The organism is Bacteroidota bacterium, assembly GCA_016715425.1.
Classification (GTDB): Bacteria; Bacteroidota; Bacteroidia; order Chitinophagales; family BACL12; genus JADKAC01.
Map to the genome: position 1 here is coordinate 138,215 of JADKAC010000005.1, position 22,663 is coordinate 160,877.

General features: G+C 34.9%; 19 protein-coding genes and 1 other RNA gene. 13 read left to right on the forward strand and 7 right to left on the reverse strand.

All coding sequences use genetic code 11. From position 1 onward, the window contains the following. The first annotated feature begins 32 nt into the window (after positions 1-32). On the forward strand, positions 33-3,170 hold the full coding sequence (locus IPN31_06540) for a T9SS type A sorting domain-containing protein (protein ID MBK8681552.1): 3,138 nt from the start codon (positions 33-35) through the stop codon (positions 3,168-3,170). A 55-nt stretch (positions 3,171-3,225) separates the two neighbouring features. Here IPN31_06540 and IPN31_06545 read toward each other — a convergent pair whose 3' ends face one another. Then, positions 3,226-3,873 (reverse strand): methyltransferase domain-containing protein, encoded by a 648-nt coding sequence (locus IPN31_06545; GenBank protein MBK8681553.1) that lies wholly within the window; start codon positions 3,871-3,873, stop codon positions 3,226-3,228. Positions 3,874-3,946: 73 nt separating this feature from the next. Further along, positions 3,947-4,615: a hypothetical protein gene (locus tag IPN31_06550; GenBank protein MBK8681554.1), complete on the reverse strand. Its 669-nt coding sequence runs from the start codon at positions 4,613-4,615 to the stop codon at positions 3,947-3,949. A 20-nt stretch (positions 4,616-4,635) separates the two neighbouring features. On the opposite strand from IPN31_06550, the gene IPN31_06555 reads away from it, so the two are divergent. The 5 genes from IPN31_06555 to IPN31_06575 all read left to right on the forward strand — a co-directional run bounded on the left by IPN31_06555 (position 4,636) and on the right by IPN31_06575 (position 8,389). Next, positions 4,636-5,613, forward strand: coding sequence for a Smr/MutS family protein (locus IPN31_06555; GenBank protein ID MBK8681555.1), 978 nt, complete (start codon positions 4,636-4,638; stop codon positions 5,611-5,613). Between the two features lie 14 nt (positions 5,614-5,627). Continuing rightward, positions 5,628-6,007: RNase P RNA component class A (gene rnpB, locus IPN31_06560), an RNA gene on the forward strand. Between the two features lie 11 nt (positions 6,008-6,018). Continuing rightward, positions 6,019-6,210, forward strand: a complete 192-nt coding sequence (locus IPN31_06565) for a hypothetical protein (protein MBK8681556.1) — start codon at positions 6,019-6,021, stop codon at positions 6,208-6,210. After that, positions 6,200-6,940, forward strand: coding sequence for a toxin-antitoxin system YwqK family antitoxin (locus IPN31_06570; GenBank protein MBK8681557.1), 741 nt, complete (start codon positions 6,200-6,202; stop codon positions 6,938-6,940). The genes IPN31_06565 and IPN31_06570 overlap by 11 nt, the downstream gene beginning before the upstream one ends. A gap of 93 nt (positions 6,941-7,033) precedes the next feature. After that, positions 7,034-8,389 (forward strand): sigma-54-dependent Fis family transcriptional regulator, encoded by a 1,356-nt coding sequence (locus IPN31_06575; GenBank protein ID MBK8681558.1) that lies wholly within the window; start codon positions 7,034-7,036, stop codon positions 8,387-8,389. 446 nt (positions 8,390-8,835) lie between these two features. Here the strand turns inward: IPN31_06575 and IPN31_06580 are convergent, their stop codons facing one another. Both IPN31_06580 and IPN31_06585 read right to left on the reverse strand, forming a co-directional pair. After that, positions 8,836-11,658, reverse strand: a complete 2,823-nt coding sequence (locus IPN31_06580; GenBank protein MBK8681559.1) for a T9SS type A sorting domain-containing protein — start codon at positions 11,656-11,658, stop codon at positions 8,836-8,838. 951 nt (positions 11,659-12,609) lie between these two features. Further along, complete coding sequence (locus tag IPN31_06585) at positions 12,610-13,872, reverse strand: metallophosphoesterase (protein MBK8681560.1); 1,263 nt, start codon at positions 13,870-13,872, stop codon at positions 12,610-12,612. 144 nt (positions 13,873-14,016) lie between these two features. Here IPN31_06585 and IPN31_06590 point away from each other — a divergent pair, with 144 nt between their 5' ends. The 3 genes from IPN31_06590 to IPN31_06600 are packed head-to-tail and all read left to right on the forward strand — an operon-like array spanning position 14,017 to position 15,830. Further along, complete coding sequence (locus tag IPN31_06590) at positions 14,017-14,535, forward strand: DinB family protein (GenBank protein ID MBK8681561.1); 519 nt, start codon at positions 14,017-14,019, stop codon at positions 14,533-14,535. Positions 14,536-14,550: 15 nt separating this feature from the next. Next, positions 14,551-15,189 carry an FMN-binding negative transcriptional regulator gene (locus IPN31_06595; GenBank protein ID MBK8681562.1) on the forward strand — a complete coding sequence of 213 codons (639 nt, stop codon included), beginning with the start codon at positions 14,551-14,553 and terminating at the stop codon, positions 15,187-15,189. Positions 15,190-15,194: 5 nt separating this feature from the next. Further along, positions 15,195-15,830, forward strand: a complete 636-nt coding sequence (locus IPN31_06600) for a carbonic anhydrase (GenBank protein ID MBK8681563.1) — start codon at positions 15,195-15,197, stop codon at positions 15,828-15,830. Here IPN31_06600 and IPN31_06605 read toward each other — a convergent pair. After that, the gene (locus tag IPN31_06605) at positions 15,818-16,804 is read right to left on the reverse strand and encodes a PhoH family protein (GenBank protein ID MBK8681564.1); all 987 of its coding nucleotides are present in this window, start codon (positions 16,802-16,804) and stop codon (positions 15,818-15,820) included. The two genes, IPN31_06600 and IPN31_06605, sit on opposite strands and share 13 nt — an antisense overlap. Positions 16,805-16,871: 67 nt before the next feature. Here IPN31_06605 and IPN31_06610 point away from each other — a divergent pair, with 67 nt between their 5' ends. From IPN31_06610 to IPN31_06625, 4 genes are read left to right on the forward strand one after another with little or no spacing between them, the layout of a single operon-like run. Further along, on the forward strand, positions 16,872-17,639 hold the full coding sequence (locus IPN31_06610) for an SAM-dependent chlorinase/fluorinase (protein ID MBK8681565.1): 768 nt from the start codon (positions 16,872-16,874) through the stop codon (positions 17,637-17,639). Beyond that, positions 17,636-17,929: an antibiotic biosynthesis monooxygenase gene (locus IPN31_06615; GenBank protein MBK8681566.1), complete on the forward strand. Its 294-nt coding sequence runs from the start codon at positions 17,636-17,638 to the stop codon at positions 17,927-17,929. Before IPN31_06610 ends, IPN31_06615 begins: the two co-directional genes overlap by 4 nt. Continuing rightward, a complete protein-coding gene (gene aroB / locus IPN31_06620; GenBank protein ID MBK8681567.1) occupies positions 17,926-18,990 on the forward strand; it encodes a 3-dehydroquinate synthase in 1,065 nt (354 codons plus the stop codon). Before IPN31_06615 ends, aroB begins: the two co-directional genes overlap by 4 nt. Further along, entirely contained in the window at positions 18,987-20,207 is a 1,221-nt protein-coding gene (locus tag IPN31_06625; GenBank protein MBK8681568.1) for a 3-phosphoshikimate 1-carboxyvinyltransferase, read from the forward strand. Before aroB ends, IPN31_06625 begins: the two co-directional genes overlap by 4 nt. Here IPN31_06625 and IPN31_06630 read toward each other — a convergent pair. Both IPN31_06630 and IPN31_06635 read right to left on the reverse strand, forming a co-directional pair. After that, complete coding sequence (locus IPN31_06630) at positions 20,147-21,703, reverse strand: hypothetical protein (protein ID MBK8681569.1); 1,557 nt, start codon at positions 21,701-21,703, stop codon at positions 20,147-20,149. The two genes, IPN31_06625 and IPN31_06630, sit on opposite strands and share 61 nt — an antisense overlap. Next, a complete protein-coding gene (locus IPN31_06635) occupies positions 21,693-22,661 on the reverse strand; it encodes an MCE family protein (GenBank protein MBK8681570.1) in 969 nt (322 codons plus the stop codon). The genes IPN31_06630 and IPN31_06635 overlap by 11 nt, the downstream gene beginning before the upstream one ends. Positions 22,662-22,663: the final 2 nt, after the last annotated feature.

Below are 22,663 nucleotides of genomic sequence, written 5' to 3' on the forward strand. Positions count from 1 at the left end.
CTCAAAAATTTACTCCATTCTCAATTCTAGTAATGCTATTCATTGCTGGAATTATGCCCGCATTTGCAGCTAGCATAACAGTATCAAATTCTTTAGACGCAGGTGCTGGCTCTTTCCGTGATGCGATAATTGCTTCTAACAGTGGCGATACTATTTACTTTTCACCCTCTATAGATGGAAATACAATATTTCTATCTACAGGAGAAATTATTATTGATAAATCTCTTGTAATTATTGGCAATGGAACGTCAAATACATTTTTAGATGGATCAAACAATAGCCGCATTTTGCATATTAGCTCTGCTGGAAATGTTTCTATTGAAAATATTTCTTTTTCAAATGGATTTTCTGTAGGCAGTGGCGGCGCTATTTTATCTGAGTCTTCAGATTTATTTCTGGAAAATATTGTAATTACAAATTCTGCTGCTATGATTAGTGGTGGAGCACTTTATAACAGCCTTGGTTATGTTTCTGTTTCCGCTTCTGCATTTGAAAATAATATTGCATCTGGTGCTGCTTCTGACGAAGGTGGTGGTGCAATTTGCAATGATGCCGGCAATATTGAAATAAAAGATAATACCACATTTATAAATAATACAGCAAATGGAGCGAGTGGAAGTGGTGGGGCTGTTTTAAATGATATAGGTGGATCACTTTCCGTGCAAAGTAGCAGTTTTACAAATAACTCTGCAAGCAGAGCGGGTGGTGCAATTGAAGATAACAGTGGCAGTACTACAACAGTAGAATTATTGAATGTTACTATGCAATTAAATGAAACCGGTCCTTCTCCCGGAAACGGTGGTGGAGTGCATATTACAGGTGCAGGTAATATGAATGTAACGGATGGAAATTATAGTTCAAATAGTGCTGCATCAGAAGGTGGAGGATTATGGAATGGGAGTGGAGTAATGACAGTTTCTGGCGCAACCATTACAATGAATATTGCAAATGGTGCTGATGCTACAAATGGTGGTGGCGGTATTTTTAATAATGGGGGTACTTTAATAGTAATAGCAGGAACTTTCATTGACAATAATATGGCGCCCGGTGCAAGTGGAAGTGGTGGTGGAATTTTCAACGAATTAAACGGTGATCTCACCGTAACAAATAGTATTATCACTAATAATTCTGCAAGCCGTGCGGGTGGTGGAATTGAAGATAACAGCGGTGCTGCAACTACTATTTATTTAAAAAATAATGATTTAAGTAATAACACAACCGGAGCCGCTCCCGGAAACGGAGGTGGATTACACATAACAGGAGCGGGTAATGCACAAATTTCCGGAGGAACTGTAAATGGAAACTCTGCATCGCAAGAAGGTGGTGGATTATGGAATGGCAGTGGAACCATGCGGGTAATTAATGTAATGATTTCCGGTAACGAAGCTAATGGTAATCTTGCGGATGATGGCGGTGGTGGAATATTTAATAATGGAGGAATTCTTTTCGTACAAAATAATACTTCAATTACTAATAACTCAGCCAATGGAACAAGTGGAAGTGGCGGTGGAATATTTAATAATATTGGTGGAAGCACTACAATAATTAATAGTGTTATTTCTTCTAATTCTTCATCAAGAGCAGGTGGTGGAATTGAGGATAATGTCGGTAATTTTCTCGTTATTAATAATTCTGTTTTAGATGATAATTTAACTTCATCCAATCCAGGTAATGGCGGTGGTGTGCACATGACAGGTGCTGGAAATATACGGGTAAGCGGATCTACTATTACAAATAATACAGCCTCATCAGAAGGTGGCGGACTTTGGAATGGTACAGGAGTTATGATTGTAAAAAATTCTTTTATAGATAATAATATCGCAAGTGGTGTTGAGGCTACCAATGGTGGTGGGGGAATATTTAATAATGGAGGTGCTGTAATTGTTGAAGAGAATACAATTATTACCAATAATTCTGCTGACGGCGCAAGTGGCAGTGGTGGTGGAATATTTAATGAAGTAAATGGAAATCTTACCGTTGATGAAAGTATTGTTTCCTCAAATTATGCAAGTCGTGCAGGTGGTGGTTTAGAAGATAATTCTGGTTCTGCTACCACAGTTCTTATTCGCAATACAACTATGGCAGAAAATCAAACAGGCTCGGCTCCGGGCAATGGTGGTGCAATACACATTACCGGTGCTGGAAATATGCATATAGAAACTTCAGATTTTTATTTAAACACTGCAGTGCAAGAAGGTGGTGGATTATGGAATGGCAGCGGCGTAATGACTGTTAGTAATAGCAGCATTACTGAAAACACTGCAACCGGGCCACTAACAGATGATGGCGGTGGTGGTTTATTTAATAATGGTGGTACACTCGAAATTTTTCGCACTACCGTAGCAGGAAATTTTGCTACAGGATTAAATGGAAATGGCGGAGGAGTACATAATAATAATGGAAATGTAACCATTACCCGATCTACCATTTCTGGTAATACTTCTGCAAGTAATGCAGGTGGTGTTTTTAATAAAGGAAAAATCAGATTGAACGCAAATACAATAGTTAATAATACAGCTATGAATAATGGAGGAGGATTTGCCCAAAATCTTTCTACTGACAGTGCTGCTTTTCAAAGCAATATTATAGCATTAAATACAGCAACATCCGGTATGGATTTAAGTAGTTCAGGAACTATTATTTCTGCCGGATATAATTTAATCGGTCAGGATGATGCGAGTATTTTTGCAGCAATAGCTACTGATATTGAAGGAACATTTGCTACTCCTACGGATCCGCAAATTGATGCATTAGCAGACAATGGTGGATTTGGTAAAACACATGCTTTAGTTTGCGGAAGTCCCGCAATAAATACCGGAAACCCATCTGATAATTCAGATGATCAGAGAGGTTTTGAGGTTTTTGGATTATCTAGAGATATGGGATCATATGAATTGCAAGAAGAATGCTTCACTCCTGATGGTCGCTTGTCTTCAGTTTTAACTCCTGTAATTATTTATCCTAATCCCGCAACTTCAGATGTAATTTCTATTACACTAACTGAGTTGGCAGATGTAAGGATTTATGAAATAACCACAGGGAAATTAATTCTTGAAACTAAATCTTTTGATGGCGGAGCATTAAATATTTCATTGTTGCCTGCCGGTAATTATCTCATTGAGATCGTTACACAAAGTTCTATTGAAAGATTGAGCTTGGTTGTAATTTAATCATTTAGTCATCACCAATATAAGCTGCTTCATGGTAAAAAATGAAGCGGCTTTTTTATTTCTCCGCCACCTGCATATAATGATCAAAGAAAAATTCGGATTTTAGTTTTTCGGTTTGCAACATCTTAAATCCATTGTCGGTAATAAAGGCTGCATATTCTTTTAAATCATATTGATGCGGATGTAAAATATCGCCGGGAATTAATCGAAACAGATGTTTGAAAAAACTATGATTATGCGCATCAATTGTTACAACTAATTTGCCTCCCGGTTTCACCCATTTGCCAAGAAGCTGATAGCTGTGTTTTATATCTATCACATGATTAATTGCATTCATACAAAACACAATATCATATTTGTTATCTGTTGCAAATTGTTCCATCGGTGTATTGAAAAAAGTAACGTAGGGATAATCTGCAGTTTTAAAATGCGGAAGTGTTTTATTGTAATTATCTAACAGCGGATCTATTGCATCCACTTTACATTGTTGCAGATTCATAAATACACCCGCTGGTCCACAACCTGCATCCAATACTGACATTCCATTTTCAATGGGACAAACACTCGAAATCTTATCTAACAAACCTTGCCAGTATTTTCTTTTCCATGCATGATATTCCTCTACATTTTTTCCCTTCAGATAATTTTCCCACCATTGCAACTCTGCTTTTTGCGCAATATTCCACTTCAGCGTTTTTTTCATTGTGTAATTAAATAATTGACAGCGAAGATAAGTGTTGAAAAAAAATAACTACTTAGTAATTTAAGTAAACAAGTTATTTTGTTTTTGATGTATCCTGATTCATCATGTAAAAGAAATTATCTGTATTTACATAATACAGACAAGTATAACTACTGACATTTTCTTTATAATCATTTACAGTTTTAATAAGTCTTTTGCTTTGGCGACCCATAAATTTATTCCAATACACAATTATTGTTTCATCATTACAATTTGATTGTGCATCTGGTGTTGGCTCGATTGCAGAATAATAATCGGTAAGTGTATTAACGAGAAGAGTGGAATCTGATAAATGGGTACGAGGCATGGAGAGTGGTGAAGTTTCAAAGTCACCATATCTATCCCATTTCAAATTTGGAAATCCGCCCACGGTGCAATTAATCAGTTGAAACTGTATAATGTCTGTGCTGTCAAATCCGTAAATCTGCAAGGGCTGATATAAATCTTTATAAGTGTTACGGCCATTTATCGTTTTCCCCTCATACGTTTTAATGAAGGATAAATAAGCAGTATCATTTAATACATATAAGTTTGAATCCGGGATATGATATTTTTTTGACTGCTTTATTATTTTCTCTGTGCTTAAGTGTTTTATATCATTTACTCCCACCATTGCCTTCATTATCGGTTGACAAGAAGAAGTCAATCCCAATAAAAAAACAACTGTTATAATTTGCCAACAAATTGATTTGCCTTTTTGCATTGTTTACCTTTGTTGATTCAATGACTAAGATAGAAAAAGGCGAACAAGTTTTTATAATCAATACCGGCGAGTTAGGTGTGTTTGAAGGTTACATGGATAAATTTACTGTTGTGGTGGATATAGATGGTAAATCAAGCACCTTCCATTCTACTGCTGTTGTAAAGGCTTCTGAGTTTGGTTTAGACCCAAGAAAACAGGAAGTTCAAAAAAATAAAGAACAAGAAAATAAAATTGTACTTCCCCACGGTTTACATTTAGTAATAGTGCCGATGCGAAAAATGAATGGTGAAATTGAAAGATTTCAAATGTTAGTTTGTAATCGCCTGAAAGAAAATTTGCTGATGGATTACACTTATTATTTAAGTCAGACAACACAGGAAAAAATTAAAAAAGAATTGTTATCCGGAGCTGATTTGAAATTGCATTTTTTTAAAACTGATCAATTAAATGATTTGCCGGTTTGTAGTTTTAATTTTTGGGTGAAGAATGCACAGGGATCAACAAATCCTTTCAGCAAAGAATTGAAAATTAAAGCCAAACAATTTTTTACGCAAATGGAAAGTGATGCTTTTCCTGAAAAGAATTATATCGCATTTGAAATAGTAAAAGAAATTCCTGGCAAACAGGAGAAAATAAAAATTTCGAAAAAAGAGGAGGATGATTTTTGGGATACACATTCTATTAAAAAACAAGAAAATAAAATTATAGAAAAAGCAGCTATGCCCGATCACATAGATTTGCATATTGAGAAGTTGGAAAAGAATAGTGCATTGCTGGATAAAGGTGAGATTCTGCATATTCAATTGCGGCATTTCGAACGATTTTTAGATAAAGCAATTAAACATCATGTGCATCGTATTTATGCAATTCATGGTATAGGAAAAGGTAAGTTGAAAATAGAGATTGAAAACATTTTAAAACAAACACCGGAAGTGGTTTCCTATAACAATGATTATAATTCGAGGTTTGGATATGGTGCCACAGAAATAAATTTATAATGTTCTTTAAAATATCTGCAGGCCGGCCTGTCGTGCTAATTCTTAATTGTTATTAGTGAGGAAAGTCCGGATAACAAAGAGCGCCGCACCACCTAACGGGTGGCTGCAATGTTTCGACATTGTGCGAGAAAGTGCCACAGAAAATAACCACCTGATGCAAATTGGGAAAGGGTGAAAATGTGAGGTAAGAGCTCACGATAATAAGTAGCAATATTTGTTATGGGTAAACCTTGCGGGTTACAATGCCAAATATGCCGGAGTTTTCCGTTTCGACGGAAAAGAGGATTGCTCGTCCGAATCTCCGGTGGGTAGGCAGCAGGAGCTATGCAGTGATGTATAGCCTAGATAAATGACAGGATTGAAACAGAATCCGGCTTATGAGCCTGCAGATTTTTTTTATTTACAATGGAGTTGAATACTGAAATAATTATCTGCCCCTTTTGCGGAATGCCTGCACAAATTGTTTGGGTGCATGGTCATGGGCAATGCAGCATTTGTAAAATGGTGTTGGATGAATGTTGTCGTGGTGAACAACAAACAGAAAAAGATAATCAGAATAAAAAAATTGATGAAAATAAAAACAAGAATGATGAATAACATTTTAATTGCAATACTTATTTGCAGTACAACAATTATACATGCACAACAAGATACTGTTTTTACGAAAATAGATTCCGATAGAAATTTAATTGCGTTTGAAACGACGAATAAAGATTTATCTATTGATAAGGGAACAATTAAGGATGGCAAACTGCATGGTAATTTATTGCATTATTTTCCGAATGGTGTATTGATGGGAATGAAACAGTATCGTCATGGTGTGCAAGACGGTGTGCAATTATATTTTGATAAAACCGGTCTTTTATCCAAACAAGAAAATTATATAAACGATACATTGAATGGTGAAATGCGCACTTATACCACATCTAATAATGTGCGCATTCTTCAACAGAGTCAGTATTATAAAAATGGAAAATTGGATGGACTTGCAATAGAATATAATAATATGGGTAAAACCAGTTCCGCTGAAGAATATAAAGCGGGAATAAAGAACGGTCGCAGCATTTGGTATTATAACAACGGTGAACCTGCAATGGAACAATTTTATGTGAATGGAATCTTAGAGGGAACTCAAACAGTGTATAATATGAATGGCGTTGTTATTTCTCAAGGTAAAAATAAAAACGGCGCTAAATCCGGAATGTGGTTGGAGTATTTTGATAATGGAAAAGTGAAAAGCGAAGGCAATTATACAGAAGATAATAAAACAGGTAAATGGAAATATTATGACGAATCCGGAAAGCTGATTAATGAAGAAAATTTATAAGTGCTTCATTGGCAAAACCGTTGCTTTTAAATTGGGTAATTTTATAGCTGTTATCAAACACAAATTGTAAAACAAATTTTGAATACAAATCTTATGGCAAATATATTATTGGTAGATGATGAGAAAAGCATTCGCAAAACATTAAAAGAAATTTTAGAATACGAAGGATACGCTGTGGACGAAGCACAAGATGGTGCGGAAGGTTTGCGCATGATTCAGGATGGTGATTATGATGTGGTGTTGATGGATATTAAAATGCCGAAGATGGATGGCATGGAAGTGTTGGAGAAAATGCAAAATACCAATGCCGATGTTCCGGTAATTATGATTTCCGGTCATGGCACTTTAGAAACTGCGGTGGATGCAGTGAAAAAAGGCGCATTTGATTATGTTGCAAAACCACCGGATTTAAATCGCTTATTAATTACAATTCGCAATGCACTTGATAAAAGTAATTTGCTGACGGAGACAAAAGTGTTAAAGAGAAAAGTTTCTAAAACAAGAGAAATTATTGGTGACTCACCTGCAATAAAAAAAATAAAAGATACTATTGATCGTGTTGCGCCAACAGATGCAAGAGTTTTAATTACGGGTGATAATGGCACAGGAAAAGAATTAGTAGCAAGATGGATTCACGAACGCAGCAATCGCTCCAACGGTCCGCTTATAGAAGTGAATTGTGCGGCCATTCCAAGTGAGTTAATTGAAAGTGAATTATTCGGTCATGAGAAAGGTGCTTTTACATCAGCAATAAAACAACGCATAGGAAAATTTGAACAGGCAAATGGCGGCACATTATTCTTAGATGAAATTGGCGACATGAGTTTAAGTGCGCAGGCAAAAGTGTTACGTGCATTGCAGGAAAATAAAATTACCCGTGTGGGTGGGGATAAAGAAATTCCGGTGGATGTGCGTGTGGTTGCTGCAACAAATAAAGATTTAATAAAAGAGATGGAAGCAAATACATTTCGTATTGACTTATACCATCGCTTAAGTGTAATATTAATTCATGTGCCTTCATTGAATGATCGCAAAGAGGATATACCATTGCTTGCAGAACGATTTGTAAAAGAAATTTGTGAAGACTATGGCATGCCCCGTAAAGTAATTACACCAAAGGCAATGCAGGAAATGCAGAACATTGCTTTTACAGGAAATATTCGTGAGTTGCGCAATGTACTTGAGCGGCTTGTTATTTTAAGCGAACAAAAAATTACAGAAGAAGATGTGCTTGCTTATGGCAATACTTCTGCAAGTGGTGGCAGTCCAAAAGACTTATATGAACGCTTCGAAAAATTCCAGGATTTTAAAGATCATATCGAAAAAGAATTTATACTGTTCCGCTTAAATAAAAACAGTTGGAATGTTTCTAAAACTGCAGAAGAATTAGATATACAACGCTCGCACTTGTATAATAAAATTGAGAAGTACGATTTGAAGAGGGAATAGATTATAATGTTATCACAGTGTTACCCGGAGGGAACTCTGAGATGTGAGGTCTTCGTTATTCAATAACCACTTTTTGAGAAAAAACTATTTGTCCATTTCTGTCCAAGGTTGGCGTCCCCAACCTTATTCAAGATAATTTTTTACCACATAGATTTTTTTAGAATTAGCAAATGTGTTGATTAGCCGATTAGCTATTGAAAAAATATTACACTGAGTTTAGCAGAGTATTCACGGAGAGCCATCGGCTCTGTAAATTTTGCAACTTCGGACTTCAGTCCGAAGAAATAAACTTAAAATAAAACATGAAGAGCCGTAAGCTCGATGCATATATTTTGAGAAGGATTGGCCACCAACCTTGGAGAAACATTATTCGGGACACTTAAAAAAAAATGCAGCCACGAACCTGCCTACCGGCCAGGCAGGTTCGTGGCTGCATTTCTCGCCCTTCAAATCTTATTCACTAAGAAAGTATAACTCTCTCCATTCACCATACTTGTTTTTAGAATATAAATTCCTTGTGTAAGAAAATTTGTGTTGAGGATAATAGTGTTTTCAACTGTATTATAACTTGTGCTAAATACATATTGAGCTGTAGCATTTATGATTTCAATTTTAGAAATTGCTATCTCAGATTCCACCTGTATCGTTTCATCAAATGGATTTGGATAAATAGTTATTTGAGTATTTTCATTATCAAAAATTCCTGTGCCGATGCCAACAAAAACAGTGGTGGAAATACTGCAACCCAATGCATCTATCACTGTAAGATAATAGGTTGCGGGATATACATTTTCTATTTCTGTTCCGATTAATCCATCGCTCCATAAATAAGTGTAAGGTGCTGTTCCTCCACTCACATTTATTGTAATACTTCCACCCGGACCATCATCGGGTGAAGGTGTTGAAGTGCTTTCAATAAATATTGGTGAATTATAATTAATTGCAATAGAATCATACAGCGAACAGCCCGATTGATATTCTATTTCCAATGCATAATTTCCTGCTTCGGATACTATTATTATTTGCGTAGTATCTACTGTATTCCAATGAAAAGAAAATATTGTATCTGCATAATTAATTTCTAATTGCAAAGTATCACCATAGCAAAGTAAAGTATCATTGCCTAACACATTTGCAAATACATCCTGTTCTGCTGATGCAATAGTTATTGTATCAAATAAATAACAATCACCCGAACCATAATGCATTTGAATAGTATAAATTCCTGCTTCTTCTATATTGATATGCGGAGTAGTTTCTCCTGTATTCCAAAGTATTTCCGTACCCGGATAATCTGTACCAATTTGCAAACTACCACCCGGACAAAAAGTAGTATCATTTCCCAATACATTTACTGCAACATCACCGGTTACTAAAATGGTATCGGTGATTGTTCTAAAACATTGTTCAGGTGAAAAGCGGTAAGCCACTTCTTCAATATCGGTATCATACCATTTATCTCTTAACCACGGAATCCTTTCGGGATTATGTGTATTAATTCCAATAGTGCCTTCCAGATTACTTATGCCCTGAGATATACCCCAAAATTCAACGCCGGGTAAATGATTTACAACAATATCAATACTATTATTTTCTTCATACAAAATACCATACACATCTATATATTTTCCCGCTTCATAATCGCAACGTACGCTATCATAATGCAGAATAAATCTTCTATAAGGAGCTGTGCCTTCTGTGCTATATCGCACCCTACCATAAGCAGCAGGATTCATATCACCCCCTGCCAGCACAACAAGATTTGTTATAGCTCCGGAATAATCCGGAATGGCAGGATACCATGTATCATGTGGCGCACCAAAACTCATATATCCATTACTTGCTACATACACACTATCGTAAGTTTGATTGAAATAAGTAAAATAAAATCCGAGATATATCTTTTCCCAATCCGTATCTGCAAGTGGAATACTATCGGCTTCCGTCATTGTAGGTTCTGCATATTCTATTTCTGAAAACTGATAATTAAAACTCATTTCATAAGTATAAGAAATTTCAGAAGTAAAATCCTCACCAACAATCATAGGATCAAAACTTCCTGTTGCACTATTTGTAATTCCTGTTCCATTCCAAAGTCCTCCACCTTGTTCAGGTGATGCTTGAATTAAGCCTGCATTAATACAAATAGTATCCGGCAAACCTGCACTACTTAATGGTGGACATAAACTTTCTATTTGCATAACAAGTGTATCATTATCCGTGATAGTGTCTCCCTGAGTTATTGTATAAGCTGTAATAGAATGTACACCACATCCTGAAAAATTTGCTGTAGCAGAAAACATTGCAGTATCACTATGTTGAGGTGGAATTGCAAATTCAAAATTTTCGCAAACTTCTGCGCCACCATCCACACTAAAACACACTGTAATCTCAGTTAGCGTATCTGTTCCATAATTATATAATAACACTTGTAAAGTTTCTTCTTCTGTAAGTTGACAATTAACTAATGGTGCAGCAATAGCAAAAGCACCGGCATCTACAGGCCCATGCATACAACCCGATAAGTAATACAAAATATTACGACGAAGATTTTTGTAATTGGATAATAATTCATCCCAATGCCAGATGGCGAAAGTAGAAGCTATTACTTTACCTTCCCCCCATTCAAAATAAATTAAAGGTGCTCTTTGTGGAAATGTATCACCGGATGATGTATTAATTATGGTATCATATAGGATTGTATCTATTGCGTTACCCGTGAATGACCCAACAGAAAGTAATGGACCACTTCCTGGTCTTGCTGTAATTGGATAAGCAAAAGAAATTAGATTAGGGGCATAAGTAATGGAATGCAGAGTATCAACAATTAATGCATACGCACTCCCATAAGGTATAATTTTTAAGCTATCAAATCCTAAGGATAAATATACCGGATCAGGTAAGGCGATGTTCATATATAAATTTCCACCTCCGGCTACAAATTCTTCTATTTCAGTAGTATAGATTTCATAAAATTCTGTGAATTCATAGTAATCACAAAATCCATCCAAAAACAACAAACAAGTATTATCTAAAAACTCATTTGCACTATCAATTTCATCAAAAGTAAATCGCTGCCAGCCACCATCATCTTCATTGCCAAATACATCACGAAATAATTTTACATCTTCATCCAAGTAGTACATTCCATCATAACAATATCCAGAATAATTAGAAATAAAAACTACTCTTTGAGCATTTGCATTAATATTAAAGTAACATGAAATAAAAATTAGAAGAAGAAAAGAAAAAGATTTTTGAGAATGCATGCTATGAGGTAATTGAAAAAATTTATTATTCAAATATACAAAATATGAAAATCACTTTAAAATTTACTTATCTGATAAAAAAAATAAATCAAAATAGAAAGGTAAAATGATTTGGGAATAGAGTAATCATTTGATAAGTACTAAGCATAAATTTTTCTATGTGACTCTCTGTGTAATTTTCAGCTCTTCCAACTCACCCCTGCCCCTCTCTTTGGAAGAGAGGGGGATTCTCTGTGTAAATTTTCAGTTTGTTTTGCTGTTTTTTTCTTAGCGTTCTTTGCGGTTATTTTTTTTTACCATTCATTCCGATATTAATCGGAACTTTCAGCTACTCACCATTCACTATTCACCATTCACTATTCACTTTTTTTTCTCTGTGAATCTCCGTGTAATTTTCAGCTCTTCCAACTCACCCCTGCCCCTCTCTTTGGAAGAGAGGGGAATGCACATTAATTTTTCAGTTTGTTTTTGCGTATTTTTCTTAGCATTCTTTGCGGTTTTTCTCACCTCTCTACTCACTTCTCACTACTCACCATTCACCATTCACCATTCTCAGTGCAGCTCTTCCAACTCCCCCTCTCTTTGGAAGAGGGGGGACTCTGTGTAATTTTTCAGTTTGTTTTTCGCTATTTTTTTCTTAGCGTTCTTTGCGGTTATTTTTTTCCTCACTACTCACTACTCACTCTACCATTCACTACTCACCATTACCATTCACTATTTTCTCTGTGAATCTCTGTGTTTTTCTCAGTGTTCTCCGTGTAATCTTTTTTTATATTTTGAGAAGGAAGACTATTTTTAATAAATCGGATTTATTTCTCTTTTTACTCTTTTTCTATGTATCTATGTGGTTAAATTTTATCAATGTCAAAAAAAAGTCAAGAGTCTATGTTATTTGCCAACTGCTAAAGGCTAACGGCCAATAGCCATTAGTCAAAAGTCTAAATAAATGGTCTAAATTTTTCTTCTTAAAGTGAGCTGTGTAATCTCCGGCCAAATTCCTAATCTACCCGGATAACCAACAGTGCCCAACCCACGATTTACATAAATATATTGTGTGCCTTTTTGATATAATCCTGCCCATTGCTTATAAATAAATTGCGCTGGCGAAAAACGAAAACCGGGTATTTCAATTCCCATTTGAAAACCATGCGTATGACCACTTAATGTTATGTTCGGTTTGCTGGAATGTGGTATCGCATGTGTTTCCCAAAAAGTAGGATCATGTGAAAGCAGAATTATAAAATCTTTATCAGTTAAACCTTCTGCCGCCTTATTTAAATCACCCAGCTTAGGAAAATCTCCTGAGCCCCAATTTTCAATTCCCGCAAAGTGTAAAAATTGTCCGTTGCGTTCTATTGTTTTTTTCTCATTCAATAATAATTCGAATCCAATTTGCGGATGAATATTTTTTACTTCATCCAGATTTTGTTTTTTATCTTCTTCCGTTTCCCAGTTTACATAATCACCGTAATCATGATTTCCCAGAATAGAAATTTTTGCAAGTGGTGCTTCCATTTTTTTAAATACATCAAACCAGCCATTCATTTCATCCGATCTGCTATTTACTATATCACCCGTAAAACATATAATATCTGACTGCAACATATTTACTTGTTGTACCGCATATTCCATTTGATTTTTTGCAAAATGATCCCAACTGCCAATATGTAAATCGCTGAGTTGTGTAATAGTAATTCCATCAAATGCTTCAGGTAAATCATTAAAAAAAAGTGTTTCCTTATGTATTGTAAAATTGTATCGCCCTTTCACCATTCCATATATAAATCCTCCAAAAGGTAGAGCTGCAAAAACCAATACAGAACGAGATAAAAATTTGCGTCTTGAAATAAGCGATTTCTCACCTTCTTCCGGTTTTTCTTTTTTAATCCACCGTTTGTAAATGCTGATAGGAACACGAAAAATATCTTCGCCAAATAAAAATGCTGCCACCAAAATTTTTGTGAAAAGAAAGGCTACAAAAATTCCGAACATATACAGATTGATCCGAATAAATTCATTTTCTAAATTCCGGTTAAGAATCAGTCCGGAAAATGCAATTAATAAAATGATAATATTGAATATCCAATAAATGCGCAATGCCTTTCTACTTTTTTTCGGAAAAGCAGTTTTAATTCCGCTGCGTATAAACAAGTCGGGCAGAAAATAAAAAGCGAGCATGAACAACATGCGGAAAAGAATGGAAAGGATAGACATGATTTTAAAATTCGGCGGTAAAATTACACAAGCAAAAATGTTTTGATGCTTGCAATAACTAATAATAACATATCAAGTGCAGAAAATGATTTTGTATTTGCAAAACAAAAATTATTTTTAATGGTTACCATTAAAATCTAAATCATGAATTGGCCGGAAGTAAAAGAAGGAGATTATATTCCCTATCATAAAGCATATCTCGATAGATTGCCATCGCAATGTGATGTGCCTTTGGAATTTGAAAATAATACTACGCATACAATAGAATTTTTAAAATCAATTCCCAAAGAAAAACTTGATTACAGATATGCAGTAGGGAAATGGACTATTAAAGAAATTCTCGGACATATTATAGATACCGAACGCATTATGAGTTACAGAGCATTGTGCATTGCACGAGGTGAAACCCAGCAACTTCCGGGATTTGAAGAAGATGAATATGCAGCCGCATCCAATGCAAATGAAAGATCTATAGATAATCTTATAAATGAAATGGATTTGTTGCGAAAATCTACAATTGCAATGATGCGCAGTTTTACGCATGAAATGATAGATTCAAGAGGTAATGCAAATAAACATCCTGTAACCGTGAACGCAGTTTGCAGAGTAATGGCAGGACATGAACTGCATCATCTGGCAATTATAAAAGAGAGATATTTATAAAAATTTTATTCATCCTTGTACATTCCTAAAATCAATCGCTTCGAACAGGAACCAGAGATACTGGAGTTTATCCGGCATCATCCTTTTGCAACTGTTATAAATATGTTGGATGGTAAATTTTGGGCTACACATGTGCCTGTGGAATTAGAAAAAAATGCAACCGGAGAATATGTATTGCATACGCATATTGCAAAAGCAAATCCACAATGGAAATCTTTTAATGAGAATCCGGATGTGATGGTAATTTTTCAAGGGGCACATGCATATATTTCTGCTTCCTGGTATGATCATGAAAATGTTTCTACCTGGAATTATTTTGCAGTGCATGTGTATGGGAAAGTGCGGGTGATGGAAGGAGAGGAGGTAGTAACTTTATTGGATAGATTGGTGAATCGCCATGAAACGCAAGAAAAAAATCCGGTACATGTAAATGATCTTTCAGAAAAATTTATGGCATCGCATCTAAAAGGAATTGTTGCTTTTGAAATTTCAATAAGTGATTTGCATGCGATGAAAAAACTGAGTCAAAACCGGGATGAAAAAAATTATACTGTTGTAATTGATAAATTGCAGGAAAGAAAAGAGGTGAATAGTAAATCAATTGCGGATGCGATGTTGACGAATAAAAAATCATTATTTAAAAATAAAAAATAACACCAATGTCGAGATACAAAAAGCTGATGCAGAATAATGCAAATTGGAAAGCGGAGGAAATGAAAGCCAACCCAGACTATTTCAAGGAATTATCGAAACCACAGCATCCACCGTTTTTATATCTTGGTTGCAGCGACAGCCGATTGCCAATTGATTTATTTACTGGTGCCAAACCGGGAGAAATTTTTATCCATCGTAATATCGCTAATCAGGTATTTCTAAACGACATGAATTTTTTATCTGTCCTGGAATATGCAGTGGATGTATTGCATGTGGATCATATCATTATTTGTGGTCATTATAATTGTGGTGGTGTGGAAGCGGCCTATGTTGGAAAAGCCAGTGGACTTATAAAAAATTGGGTAATGTCTATCCGTGATCTTGCTTTGGAGAAGAAGGATGAATTGGAATTAATTCCTGATATAACAAAGCGTTTACACAGATTAAGCGAATTAAATACAGTTCGTCAACTACGGCAATTATGCAAAACTTCTATTATGACTCAAGCCTTTGCTTCAGATAAATATCCGAAAATTCACGGTTGGGTATTAGATATTTATGATGGATCAATTTTAGAATTACCATTGCCGATTGCTGAATGGAAAAAGTACGGACTGCTGCCTGCTGATTATGAAGAATGATCATTATCATGCACATCATCTTGTCTTCTTTTTTCATAATCATAGGCTTTAATGATTTGTTTTACTAAACGATGGCGCACGACATCATTTTCATTCAGAAAAACTGTACCTATTCCATCAATTTCTTTTAGAATTCTCAAACTGGTAAATAATCCGGAAGATTGATTTCTGGGTAAATCAATTTGAGTAAGATCACCGGTGATAATACATTTTGCGCTGGGGCCTAATCTGGTTAGAAACATTTTTAGTTGTGCATCAGTCGCATTTTGTGCTTCATCTAAAATTATAAATGCATGATCTAAGGTACGACCTCGCATAAATGCAAGAGGCGCAATTTCTATTATGCGGTTAGTCATAAATAAATTTAATTTTTCCACCGGAATCATATCATCCAAAGCATCATACAGCGGACGCAGATACGGATCAATTTTATCTTTTAAATCACCCGGTAAAAAACCCAGATTTTCTCCTGCTTCTACAGCCGGTCGTGTGAGAATAATACGCTTAACTGATTTTTCTTTTAATGCTTTCACAGCCAATGCTACGGCGGTATAAGTTTTTCCTGTACCTGCAGGACCAATTGCAAAAACTATATCATGATCTTGCGCAAGATGTACCATTACTTTTTGATTAGGTGTACGAGCTTTCACCATTAATCCGTTGGGGCCATGCACAATTACATCTTCTGGTAAATGTTGTGTATCCGTTAATTCATTGGGTTTAAGTCCAAATAATAAACTTTGCAGATTTGCATCTGAAATGCTGCCGTAATCTTCAAGATGCGTTACCACTTGTTCAATTTTTACACGAAAGTCTTCTATTTCTTTTTCATTGCCACGCACTTTTAATTCGCTGCCTCTTGCAGCAATATTTAAATATGGAAATGTTTTTTTTATTATACCCAATCGTGAATTATGAATGCCATAAAATTCTACGGGTTTAATTGCGCCTAAAGGAATGTTTACTTCTATCAAATGGTTTATTTTTGTATGTCCAAATTTAATACATTTATAATTCGCTACTTAATCCAAAATAATTTGAATGGCAATAGTTACCCTTACTTCTGATCTCGGAAACAAGGATCCTTATGTTGCTATTCTGAAAGCCGGAATATTACATACAGATTCAAATGTTACTATTGTAGATATTTCTAATGAAGTATTACCATTTGATATTTCACAAGGAGCCTATTTTCTAAAATCATCATATCATTATTTTCCCAAGGGTACTATTCACTTAGCTGCGGTTGATGCGGGTAATTCATTTGGAAATTGTATTGCATTGCGATATAATGACCATTTTTTTATTGGTCCTGATAATGGAATATTATCTCTGGTAACTGAAGCTAGATCGGATGAAATAGTTTTATTACCTAAGTCTGTCGTACAAAGCACATTTGCTGCAAGAGATATTTTTGTAAAAGCTTGTGTTCAATTACTCAAAGGAAAGCGATTATCAGATATCGGATCGCCACTACAACAAATGAATACAAAAATTCCGCTTACACCTCCGGCAAATAGCAATTTTATTATTGCAGGCGTTATTCATATTGATAGATTCGGAAATATTATTTTAAATGTTACACGTTCACAATTTGACAGCATAGTGCAGGGCAGAGAAGTGAGCATTAGTTATACAAGAAAAGATGTGTTTGAAAATATTTCAAATAACTATAGTGATGTGAAGTTGGGTGAACGATTAATTTTATTTAATTCAGCAGGTCATTTGGAAATTGCAGTGAATAAAGGCAATGCGCAATTGCTGTTAGGTATTCAGATGGATGCGAGAATTCAAATTGAAATTAAATGATTACACGTATTGTAAAAATGTCGTTTGATACGGATAAGATTGAAACCTTTATTGAAATCTTCGCAAATGCAAAATCTAAAATTGCTGCATTCCCGGGATGTTCAGGTGTAACTTTGTACAGAGATATTTTGCATAGTCATTTATTTTTTACTTATAGTGAATGGGAGAGTGCAGATGCGTTGGAAGAATACCGACAATCTTTATTATTTAAAGAGACATGGGCAAAAACAAAAATTTTATTTAATGAAAAACCACAAGCATGGAGTATTCAAAAAGTGATGCAGGGATGAATACCATTACTCCAATTCAATATCCTATTAAGATTTCTACTTTAATTGAAGGAGGATTTTTAAATGAATTGATTTCAGTTGGAAATTATTCACAACTATTTGTGTTGGTAGATTCGATTACTGAAATTGAATGTTATCCAAAAATAAAAAACATAATTCCTGCACATACACTCATCAGTATTGCCACCGGCGAGCAGCATAAACATATTGATACCTGCAAAGAAATTTGGGATGTATTAGCAATAAATAATGCAGACAGAAATGCAGTATTAATTAATTTGGGTGGCGGTGTAATCGGTGATATGGGAGGCTTTGCTGCAAGCACTTTTAAAAGAGGAATTGCTTTTATTCAAATGCCTACAACATTGTTAAGTCAGGTGGATGCATCTGTCGGTGGAAAGTTGGGTGTGGATTATAATAGTGTGAAAAATATTATTGGGGTTTTTAATAATCCGGTTGCTGTTCTTATTGCAACAGATTTTTTAAATACACTTCCTGAACGACAATTAACAAATGGATTTGCAGAAGTAATTAAACACGGATTAATTGCGGATAAAGAGTATTGGGAAAAAATAAGTCAAGAAAATCCAACAGAAATTAAGGATTGGGTGGCGATTATTCAGACATCTGTAAATATTAAAAAGCATGTGGTGGAAACGGATTATAAAGAAACCGGTTTGCGCAAAACACTCAACTTCGGTCACACCATTGGTCATGCAGTAGAAACATGGTCAATGCAACAGGATGCGGATCCATTATTTCATGGTGAAGCAATTGCCATCGGTATGATTTGTGAAGCATTTCTTAGTCATCTATATCTGGAATTACAATCAAAAGAATTAGCTGCAATTACAAATTCAATTTTGCAATATTTTCCTGGTTATAATGTAAAAGATTTAGATACTGCAACTTTAATTTCTTTTATGATGCAGGATAAAAAAAATTGCGGAGATAGTATTCGTTTCAGTTTATTAAATCACATTGGCGATTGCAATTATGATATTGCAGTGAAGCAAAATGATATTTTAGAAGCATTACAATTTTATTCAAGTCAGTCATGAAAGTAGGATTAACATATACAGCAGATGCCTTAAATGCATCGGTGGAATTAGAAGGTTCGAAGAGTATCAGCAACAGACTATTAATTATGCGTGCGCTGAGTAAATCGGATTTTGAAATAAAACATCTTTCACCTTCAGATGATACACAAACATTATTAGCTCTGTTGAAATCTGATAATATCATTTGTGATGTAGGTGCAGCCGGAACAACTATGCGATTTCTCACAGCTTTTTTTGCATTGCAACCAGGTTTAAGAATTCTTACCGGATCGGAGAGGATGAAAAAAAGACCTATTCATATTTTGGTGGATGCGCTTCGTGAATTGGGTGCTGAAATTGAATATAAAGAGAAGGAAGGATTTCCTCCATTGAAAATTGAGGGCAAACATTTATCGGCAAATGAAGTGCATATTAAAGCTGATGTAAGTTCACAATATATTTCTGCTCTCATGATGATTGCTCCTGTTTTGGAAAATGGATTGACTTTGCATTTGGAAGGAAAACTTTCTTCTTTCCCTTATATCAGTATGACTTTAAGACTGATGCAATCCATGGGAATTGAATGTAGTATTTCGGAAAATATAATTAGTATAGCACATGGAAATTACAATGCAAAAAATGTACATGTGGAAGGCGATTGGAGTGCGGCATCTTATTATTTTTCTATAGTGGCACTTTCTGAAAATTCCAGATTGCGTATATTGGGAATTGATGAAAATAGTTTGCAGGGTGATGCTGTGTTACCACAAATTTATAAGCAGTTAGGAGTTACCACAAATTTTAATTCAGGTGTTTGTGAGTTGCAGCAAACAGGAAATATAACTTCTTATTTCGATTATGATTTTTCCAATTGTCCTGACCTTGCACAAACGGTTGTTGTTACTTGTGCGGCATTGGGTATTCCTGGAAAATTTTCAGGATTGGAAAGTTTGAAAATAAAAGAAACAGATCGCACTAATGCACTTGCAACAGAATTAAAAAAGTTTGATGTAAATTTTTCTGCTGAAGGCAATAGCTGGATTTTAGATGGAAAAATTTCAATTAAAAAGAATGTAGAAATTGAAACTTATGAAGATCATCGGATGGCAATGTGTTTTGCGCCGCTTGCATTATTGCAACCAATAATTATTTGTGATAAAGATGTAGTAAAAAAATCTTATCCGTCTTTCTGGGATGATTTAGTTTCACTGGACTTCACAGTTTCTTCTATTGGTTGAAATAAATCTGCTTTTGATGCAGGTCGTTTTTCCGGCGACCAATTAAAATTATCTAATCGCTGTTCATTCACGTTTACTTGTTGCATCGGTGTAAAATTAGATTCAGGTAAATTCTTAAATGTAATTCTTGTAAAAGCATTTTTTCGAATATATAAATCTATATCACTGCACACTGCTTTGTTTACACCAATAAATCTTTTCTCTTCATCCTGACCATAATAAATACTTTCACCATTGCCACGTACTTCTACTTTACGCAATTCCTGTTCAGTAAATAATCCATAAATATCTCTGCCCGCTACTTGATTATAAATTAAACTGTCCACTTCATTTACGATTATTGCATTGGTATGCATTGCAATTTCTGATAGAGAAGAGTTCTTGATATATAACATTAAAGTATCTGCGCTAAACTGTGTGCTGTCGCTCCATAATAGTGGCTCGCCAAACATGCGAATTATAGAATCCACATCTGCGTAATTTAAAGAATCACATACACCCTGCAAATCACTTTTAAAAATGCGCACATTATAATATACCAACAAAGTTTTTAATCCTGCGCTATCTTCTACAATACGAATTGTATCACCCGCAATAAATAATGTATCGCCCTGAAATGCATATGCAGCTACTGAGCCTTTTGTAGAAATTAGAGTTTGAGTTATTTCATTGTATTTACCAAACTGACTGTATTGCAAAATATTTTCTGCGGTGTCTTTAAAAATAATATTGCCATAAGCTTCACCAATTCCGGTTTCACGATTATAAAAAATACTATCTGCTTTTAATTCCTGTGGTGGATTTGTAAGAACTACATTTTTATTAAAAACTGCAATGCCCGGTTTGGAATCGTAATATCCTTCTTCACAATACACAGTGCTGTTTTTATTGTAAATATTTGTAGGGCCGTGAAAATAAGCTCTGTCAAGTGCGGTATTATATTGTAGAGTATCTGCTTCCAAACTATATTCAGGATGTGTGAGAATTACATTTTTCCGAAAGAATGCATCACTTGAATTGGAATAATAGTATCCTGTTTCACTCGCCAATTTTGTTTCACCATTATCCAATTGACCACCATTTGTATATACGCCTGTTTTCGTTTCTAAATTATAAGTAAGTTGATTCGTTGTGAGAATCATATTCCGATCAGTAAGCTTTACATTATTATAAAGCACAGCGATTTTTGTATCACCATTGTAGGTTACAGAATCACCATAAGCATGTACTGAATCTGCTTGATTAATATGCACATTACCTATTGCAAGTGCAGAGTTTTGAGAAGAATATAAATATGCAGTATCACAAAACAATGTAATTTCATTTTGTTGCAATTCTACATTGTTTATCAAATAATAAGTGCGTTGTCCATTCTTATCACTGAATTCTAAAACATCGGCATTTTTTATTGTTATCTCCCGTTGTGCATGCGCTATATCAGCATGAAATACTATAACAATGAAAAGAAAAAGAAGTGGATGAAATTTATTTTTCATCACTTTTACTTTGACCACCAATTTGAATAAGTGGCGGCAGATATTTCTTTGGATTAGATTCTATTTCCTGAGTAATGCGATCTAAATTTTCAGAAATCTTAACGAGGTTTTCATAGAGTTCTTCATCATTCACCATCTTACCGAGTGTACCTTCTGAAGAATCTATTTTTTGAAGTATGCTGTTCAATGAAGTAATTGTGCTATCTAGGCTGGAACCAAATGCGCCCCAATTTATTGTAGCAAGGCTATCTGTAATAGTATTTAAATTAGTAATGATTCTATGTAATTCTGTTTCATTATCTGCTATGTTAACTGAAATGCCTGTGATAATACTTTCAATTTGTGGCTCTTGTCTTTTCAATAATGCATCCATGCGTTTTGCTGCATCATTAAAGGTTTCTAATGTCTGTTTAATATTACTGATACTGGTTCCGAAATCATCTTTAAACGCAGGTGTAAAAATGCTGCTCATCACAGTGATGGCAGTATCTACAGAAACAATCATGCTTTGTACTTTTTCAGTAAGTGGTCGCAACTCTTCACGAATCTGATTTGTAATATCCGATTCTATATCACCAGCAATTGTATCACCCGGTTTAAGATAAACTTCACTCGCTCCTAATTGTAATGCAATAAATTTTTCACCTAATAGATCTGCGCTTCGGATTGTAGCTTTTGAATCTGATGGAACTTGTATTGGTTCAGTAATATTCAACACAACGAATATTATCCCGGAATGTACATTGGCAATACCAATGTCTTTTACTCTGCCTATCGGATATCCGTTAATTTGAATTGCATCTCCTTTCATTAATCCGGGTATATGGCTGTATTCTACATAATAATCAGCACCTTTATTAAACAGATTAATTCCCTTTAGATAATTCACACCTAACAATAAAATCAACACCGCTCCAAGTGCAAGTGCACCTACTTTAATTTCTTTGCTATACTTCAAGA